Origin of the sequence: Mesorhizobium sp. M7D.F.Ca.US.004.01.2.1 (genome assembly GCF_003997785.1) — a bacterium.
GTDB classification, from domain to species: domain Bacteria; phylum Pseudomonadota; class Alphaproteobacteria; order Rhizobiales; family Rhizobiaceae; genus Mesorhizobium; species Mesorhizobium loti.
This window is the reverse complement of record NZ_RZRQ01000033.1, coordinates 24,978-30,934: the sequence shown is the minus strand read 5'-3', so window position 1 is coordinate 30,934 and position 5,957 is coordinate 24,978. Positions and strand designations below refer to the sequence as shown.

The 5,957-nt window shown below is 62.8% G+C and carries 6 protein-coding genes and 1 pseudogene; 4 read left to right on the top strand and 3 right to left on the bottom strand.

The features are described 5' to 3' along the window. Nucleotides 1–906, bottom strand: a 906-nt coding sequence (locus EN993_RS08120; protein ID WP_127262885.1) for a hypothetical protein, incomplete at its 3' end; no start/stop codon positions are given. 157 nt (nt 907–1,063) lie between these two features. On the opposite strand from EN993_RS08120, the gene EN993_RS08115 reads away from it, so the two are divergent. The 3 genes from EN993_RS08115 to EN993_RS08105 all read left to right on the top strand — a co-directional run bounded on the left by EN993_RS08115 (nt 1,064) and on the right by EN993_RS08105 (nt 4,316). Continuing rightward, nucleotides 1,064–1,648: a nitroreductase gene (locus EN993_RS08115; RefSeq protein ID WP_109671524.1), complete on the top strand. Its 585-nt coding sequence runs from the start codon at nt 1,064–1,066 to the stop codon at nt 1,646–1,648. Continuing rightward, a complete protein-coding gene (locus EN993_RS08110) occupies nt 1,649–2,257 on the top strand; it encodes a flavin reductase family protein (RefSeq protein WP_127262884.1) in 609 nt (202 codons plus the stop codon). 157 nt (nt 2,258–2,414) lie between these two features. Then, nucleotides 2,415–4,316: a hypothetical protein gene (locus EN993_RS08105; RefSeq protein ID WP_127262883.1), complete on the top strand. Its 1,902-nt coding sequence runs from the start codon at nt 2,415–2,417 to the stop codon at nt 4,314–4,316. On the opposite strand, the gene EN993_RS08100 is transcribed toward EN993_RS08105, so the two are convergent. Continuing rightward, nucleotides 4,294–5,028: a TetR/AcrR family transcriptional regulator gene (locus EN993_RS08100; RefSeq protein ID WP_109671521.1), complete on the bottom strand. Its 735-nt coding sequence runs from the start codon at nt 5,026–5,028 to the stop codon at nt 4,294–4,296. The two genes, EN993_RS08105 and EN993_RS08100, sit on opposite strands and share 23 nt — an antisense overlap. 146 nt (nt 5,029–5,174) lie before the next feature. Between EN993_RS08100 and EN993_RS08095 the strand changes: the two genes are divergently transcribed. After that, entirely contained in the window at nt 5,175–5,849 is a 675-nt protein-coding gene (locus EN993_RS08095; protein ID WP_109671520.1) for an isoprenylcysteine carboxylmethyltransferase family protein, read from the top strand. Between the two features lie 12 nt (nt 5,850–5,861). On the opposite strand, the pseudogene EN993_RS37700 reads toward EN993_RS08095, so the two are convergent. Then, nucleotides 5,862–5,957, bottom strand: a pseudogene (locus EN993_RS37700) (CoA ester lyase); the annotation flags it as partial.

The window sequence follows — 5,957 nt, the reverse complement described above, 5'->3', positions numbered from 1 at the left end:
CTCCTGGTTCTGCCCGGCCACGACGGTAAAATCCTTCTGATAGATGCGGTCGCGGTTCTTGGCGATGATGGTGTAGTCGCCCTCGGCCAGCACCATCGAGGCGAAGGCGCCGACGGTTTCCTTGATTGGATCGCCGGATTCGTTGAGCAGCGACCAGGAGGTATCGGCGATCGCCTCGCCACCGGTTTCGCGCACCAGCTTCATCGTGATCTCGGCGGCATGGTGCTCGACGGTGGCTTCGGTCAGCTTGCCGGCCTCGACGCGGATGTCGGAGCGGATGACCGCATTGACCGCGCCATAGGTCGAGACGACATGGTAGATGCCGGCGTTGAGCCGCACGACACTGTTGGGCTCGACGTCGGGAATGATCAGCGCGCGGTCGCCATTGGCCTCGGCGGTGCCCTCGTAGATCGAAAAGCGCAGGTTCTTCGGTGGAATGCGCACGCCGCCGGACAGCACGGCGTCGAGCTTGAGGCCGCCGGCATCGAGCACGAGGCTTTCGCGCTTGGCATCCTTGCCGACAGTGATGCGCTTGGTGGCGCCGGCCCGGCCGTAGGAGGCATGAACCAGATAGCTGCCGGGTTCGAGCTGGAAGACGGCGGTGCCGCCATGGGAGGAAGCGACCATCGGCAATTTGCCGTTGACGGCTTCGGGCTTGAAGACCCGCCAGACGATGCCGCGCGTGATGTCGGAACCCTTGTCGGTCAACTGGGCGGACAGTGTGATGGCGCCGCCGCCGCTCAACGCCAGCGATGTCTCGCCTTTCGGCGTCGCATAGCTTGAAATTCCCGGAAGCTTCAGGTCACTGACACCGTCGACGTTCTGCGCTATGGCGAACGAAACCGGCGCCATCAACAGCAGGGCGCCGAGCCAGATCAGGAAAAGACGGACAGTCCCCTCAAACATGCCTTGCGTTGAAGCCCATGGCGGTGGCAATTTCAAGGCTTAAGAGTCCGATCGATAGGACTCTTCCGTCCGGCGTATCCCGCGCCAATGCCCGAGCCGCCCGAATTCCCGATGGTGCGCTTCAGCTCAAAACAGAATGTCTAGGAGACTTGCGCCCATGGCGTCGCCGATCATCGATTTCCTGCTGACCCGAAACTCCGCGCCAATTCCGGATCTGAAGGAGCCGGCGCCGAGCGATACGGAAATCGCAACGATGATCGCCGCTGCCTCACGGGTGCCCGACCATGGCCGATTGGAGCCCTGGCGCTTCATCGTCTACCGTGGCCAAGCGCGCGTCGAGATCGGCAGGCAACTGGCAGCCCTTGCCGAGCAGCGGGAGGGGCCCTTGCCAGAAGGCCGCCGCAACCAGGAACTGGCGCGGTTCTCGCGCGCGCCGCTGGTGATCGGCGTTGTATCTATCCCCAGGGAGAATCCAAAAATCCCGCAATGGGAAATGTTCCTGTCGGGCGGTATGGCGGCGATGAACCTGATGATAGCAGCCAACGCGCTGGGTTATGGCACCAACATGATCAGCAACTGGTATTCCGATGTACCGGAGGGCCGGGCGCTGCTAGGATTGGCGCCGCAGGAGCGGGTCATCGGCTTTATCCATATCGGCTCTTATGCCGGCCCGGCGCCGGAGCGGCCGCGGCCCGATCCGGCAAAGCTTTACGGCGACTATTCGGGACCATGGAACGGCTGAATGTTTTATGAGCCTTCAAAGGACCATGGCCTGCCACACGACCCGTCGAAGGCGATCGTGGCACCGCGTCCGATCGGCTGGATTTCGACGCTGAACAAGGCTGGTGAGATCAACCTCGCTCCGTACTCTTTCTTCAATGCCGTTTCGACGCGGCCGTTCATCGTCTGGTTCTCCTCCGAAGGCGAGAAGGACAGCGCCTCCTTTGCCCAGGAAACCGGCGAGTTTGTCGCCAATCTGGTCAGTCGCGATCTTGCGGAGAAGATGAACCGCACATCCGTCAGCGCACCGCGCGGCGTCAATGAGTTCGTCTACGCCGATCTTGCCATGGCGCCGTCGCGCCTGGTCGCGCCGCCGCGCGTGGCGGCAGCGCCTGCAGCGCTCGAATGCCGGGTGACGGAGGTCTTTCGGCCGAAGGCGCTGGACGGATCGCCGACAAGTGCCGTCGTCGTCGCCGGTGAGGTGGTCGGCGTGCATATCGACGACGCCTTCCTGACAGACGGCCTGTTCGACATCACCAAAGCCGGCAATGTGGCTCGTCTCGGCTACATGGACTATGCCAGCGTCGACGAGGTGTTTTCGATGCGAAGGCCGCGCTGGGACAAGGACTAAGTCTTAGGTTCGGCCGCCGTCCGCCGCGTCGCCGGATTCAATAGCCGTGGGCACGCGAAAGCGATTCCCCTTTATCTGAACACAGGCTAAGAGAGCGGCTTCGGCGATGCGTTGGGGTTACGCATCGACCTTGGGGATATTGCGGGGCGCGGGCGACATGAAGAAACGAGACTCGCTGGGAACCCGGCTGCGCTATTGGTTCGACAAGAGCATGGCCGCCGGCCCGATCGCGCTGATCGGCTGGCTCGCCATTGTTTCCCTGCTGATCATCATCGCCGCCGCTGGCTTCCTTGCGGTGACCCGCATCGCGCCGGAAGGCGGCGAGCCGCTGAACTTCGTCGAAGCGTTCTGGGAATCGCTGATGCGCACGCTCGATTCCGGCACGATGGGCGGTGACACAGGCTGGGCCTTCCGCCTCGTTATGCTGTTTGTCACGCTTGCCGGTATCTTCGTCGTGTCGGCCCTCATCGGCGTGCTTAGCGCCGGCGTCGACAGCAAGCTCGACGAACTGCGCAAGGGCCGTTCGCGGGTGCTGGAGACCGATCACACCATCATCCTCAACTGGTCGCCGTCGATCTTCGACGTCATCTCCGAACTCGTCATTGCCAATGCCAGCCGCCGCCGTCCGCGCATCGTCGTGATGGCCAATATGGACAAGGTCGAGATGGAGGACGAGATCGCGGCCAAGGTCGGCAAACTGGGTAACACGCGCATCATCTGCCGCAGCGGCGACCCGACCGATCTCTATGATCTGGTCATCGTCAATCCGCAGACCTCGCGGTCGGTCATCGTGCTGTCGCCGGACGGCGACGACCCGGATTCGCAGGTCATCAAGACGGTGCTGGCGCTGGTCAACGATCCAAACCGGCGCACCGCCCCCTACAACATCGCCGCCGAGATTCGCGATGGCAAGAATGCCGAGGTCGCCCGGGTCGTCGGCGGAGCCGAGGTTCAACTCGTGCTGGCCGACCAGCTGATCTCGCGCATCGTCGTGCATTCGAGCCGGCAGTCAGGTCTCAGCGGCGTCTATTCGGAGCTGCTCGATTTCGACGGCTGTGAAATCTACACGACCGAGCAGCCGGACCTCACCGGCAAAAGCTTCGGCGAGGCGGTCATGGCGTACGAGCACTGCGCGCTGATCGGGCTTTGCGACCGCGAGGGCCGCGTCAATCTCAACCCACCGTCGGATCTGGTGATCGGCAAGGACATGCGCGCCATTATCATCGCCGAGGACGATGCCGCGATAAAGCTGGGAAGCGCTGGGATCAAGATCGACGCAGCAGCGATCCTCGGCCCGCGATCCATCGAGGCGAAGCCGGAGCGCACGCTGATCCTCGGCTGGAATCGGCGCGGTCCAATCATCACCTATGAACTGTCGCGCTATGTCGCGCCTGGGTCGATCCTGACGATCGCCGCCGATACGCCCGGCCTCGAACAGGAAGTTGCCGAACTGCCGGTCGCGGGCGACAATCTGTCGGTATCCTGCCGCGTCACCGACACGTCGAGCAGCGCCGCGCTGGCAAGCCTGGACGTGCCTTCCTACGACCACGTGCTCGTCCTCGGCTACAGCGAAACCATGGCAGCACAGCCGGCCGATACGCGCACGCTGGTGACGCTGCTGCATCTGCGCAAGATCGCAGATGATGCCGGCATGCACATCAGCATCGTCAGCGAGATGATCGACGTGCGCAACCGAGAGCTTGCGGCGGTGACCAAGGCCGATGATTTCGTCGTCAGCAACCGGCTGGTCAGCCTGATGCTGGCGCAGGCATCCGAGAATCAGTATCTCGCTGCGATCTTCGACGACCTGCTCGACGAGAAGGGTTCTGAAATCTACATGCGTCCGGTCGCCGACTATGTCGCCATCGACCGGCCGGTGACCTTCTGGACGATCGCGGAATCGGCGCGGTTGCGCAGCGAAATCGCCATAGGTTACCGGCGCATCCGCGCCGGAGAGGCCGACCAGCGGGCGCTGGGCGGCGTCACCGTCAACCCGCTGAGGTCGGAAGCACTCGCCTATCTGCCGGAGGACCGGATCATCGTGCTGGCGCGGGACTGAGGGCCGTGCCGGCACTCGTCCGCCGCCTGGCTGTCATGACGGCGCGCACGTAGCCGGGCTCGCCGATGCGAATGCTCCCATCGGGGAGGCCGAGTATGCGGTCGAGAGCGATCTCGTAGAGCCTGACGCGTGTCTCCAGGGCTTCGATGGCGACGTCCATGTCGGCGTCGGTGCCGCCGGCGAATGCCTTGGCAATGATGTCGTGAGTGGCCATGCCGAACTGCATGACGATGTCGGCGACACCCTCCGGGTCGAATGTCCTGAAGGTGCCGTCTTCGATGCCTTGCCTGATGATCTTGACCAGCAAGGGTGAAAACGACGCGCTGGCGGCCAGGTTGATGCGGTGGAAAAGCACCAGGTTCTCCGGCCGAAACAGCGTTTCGAAAAGAGCCCAGGCTTCCGGTGCAGTCTCGATCTTGGCCCGCCGCGACTGGGCAAGCAGGCCATTCAGGCGGCTGAGCGGATCGAGATCGGGATCGTCGAGTATGTCCTGGACTCCAGCCAATGCCTGTCTCGCGAAGCGCTCGGCCAGCGCCACCAGAAGAGCGTCCTTGGAGGCAAAGTAATGATAGAAGGCGCCTTTCGAGATGCCGGCAGCCGCAATCACGTCGTTGAGGCTCGCTTTGTCGTAGCCCTGCGTCAGGAACAGGGCCTGGGCATGATCCAGAAGTTCTTCTCGCCTGAGCTCAGGATGCTTGATGACACGGGGCATGACAAAAGCTTCTGCACGCGATGGCCGCTCTCGTCCAGATGCGTGATGGTCCTCGATCCACTTGAATGGTAGACCGTCGGTCGGTATAATAGACCAGCGGTCTAGTGAGGCCAATGCTGGCGGGGGCATATCGCGGAAGGTTTGTCATGATCTCGAAGTTGATTCTCCAGACGTTCGTGTGGTTCGGCGTCATGGGCGCCTTGCTCTTCCTGTCGGCCGGCACGCTGCACTGGCCGGGAGCCTGGGTGTTCCTGGTGGTGATGGTGGGGCTTAGCCTCAGCTTGGGCGTAGCGCTGGCCCGGCGCGATCCCGGCCTGATGAATGAGAGACTGAGCCCTCCCATCCAGAAGAATCAGACCGCAGCTGACAAGGTGCTGTTGAGCGTATTGCTGGCCGCTATCTTCGGTTGGCAGGCCCTCATGGGGCTCGACATCCGTTTCGGCTGGTCGGCGGTTCCCGTCTGGGTACAGGTGATAGGCGCGGCTGTCCTGCTGCTCGGCATCTGGATCTGCTATCTGACGATGCTGGAGAACAGTTTCGCGGCGCCCGTTGTGAAGATCCAGGACGAGCGCGGACAGCGCGTGATCACCACGGGTCCCTACAGCTACATCCGCCATCCGATGTATGCCGGCGCCATTCTCTTCTTTGCCGGCACGGCACTCCTGCTTGGCTCCTGGTGGGGGTTGGCATCGGTGCTCGTGTTCATCATTCTTTTGGCCATCCGCACATTCATCGAAGAAAGCACGCTTCGGACTGGCCTGCGAGGCTATGACGACTATGCGGCCCATGTTCGCTACCGCCTGATTCCATTGGTCTGGTAGCGATTCGGGCGCTCAGGCGGAAACACCTGCCGCCTTTGCCCGCGCCAGAAGTCGTTCGGCCAGTCGCAGATGCGGGCGGTCGTACATCTTGCCGTCGATGCCGACGAC

Excerpts from the sequence above, each read along its gene's own strand:
- EN993_RS08115 (WP_109671524.1), top strand. The coding sequence starts at position 1,064 with ATGGCGTCGCCGATCATCGATTTCCTGCTGACCCGAAACTCCGCGCCA.
- EN993_RS08110 (WP_127262884.1), top strand. The coding sequence starts at position 1,649 with ATGTTTTATGAGCCTTCAAAGGACCATGGCCTGCCACACGACCCGTCG.
- EN993_RS08105 (WP_127262883.1), top strand. The coding sequence starts at position 2,415 with ATGAAGAAACGAGACTCGCTGGGAACCCGGCTGCGCTATTGGTTCGAC.
- EN993_RS08100 (WP_109671521.1), bottom strand. The coding sequence starts at position 5,028 with ATGCCCCGTGTCATCAAGCATCCTGAGCTCAGGCGAGAAGAACTTCTG.
- EN993_RS08095 (WP_109671520.1), top strand. The coding sequence starts at position 5,175 with ATGATCTCGAAGTTGATTCTCCAGACGTTCGTGTGGTTCGGCGTCATG.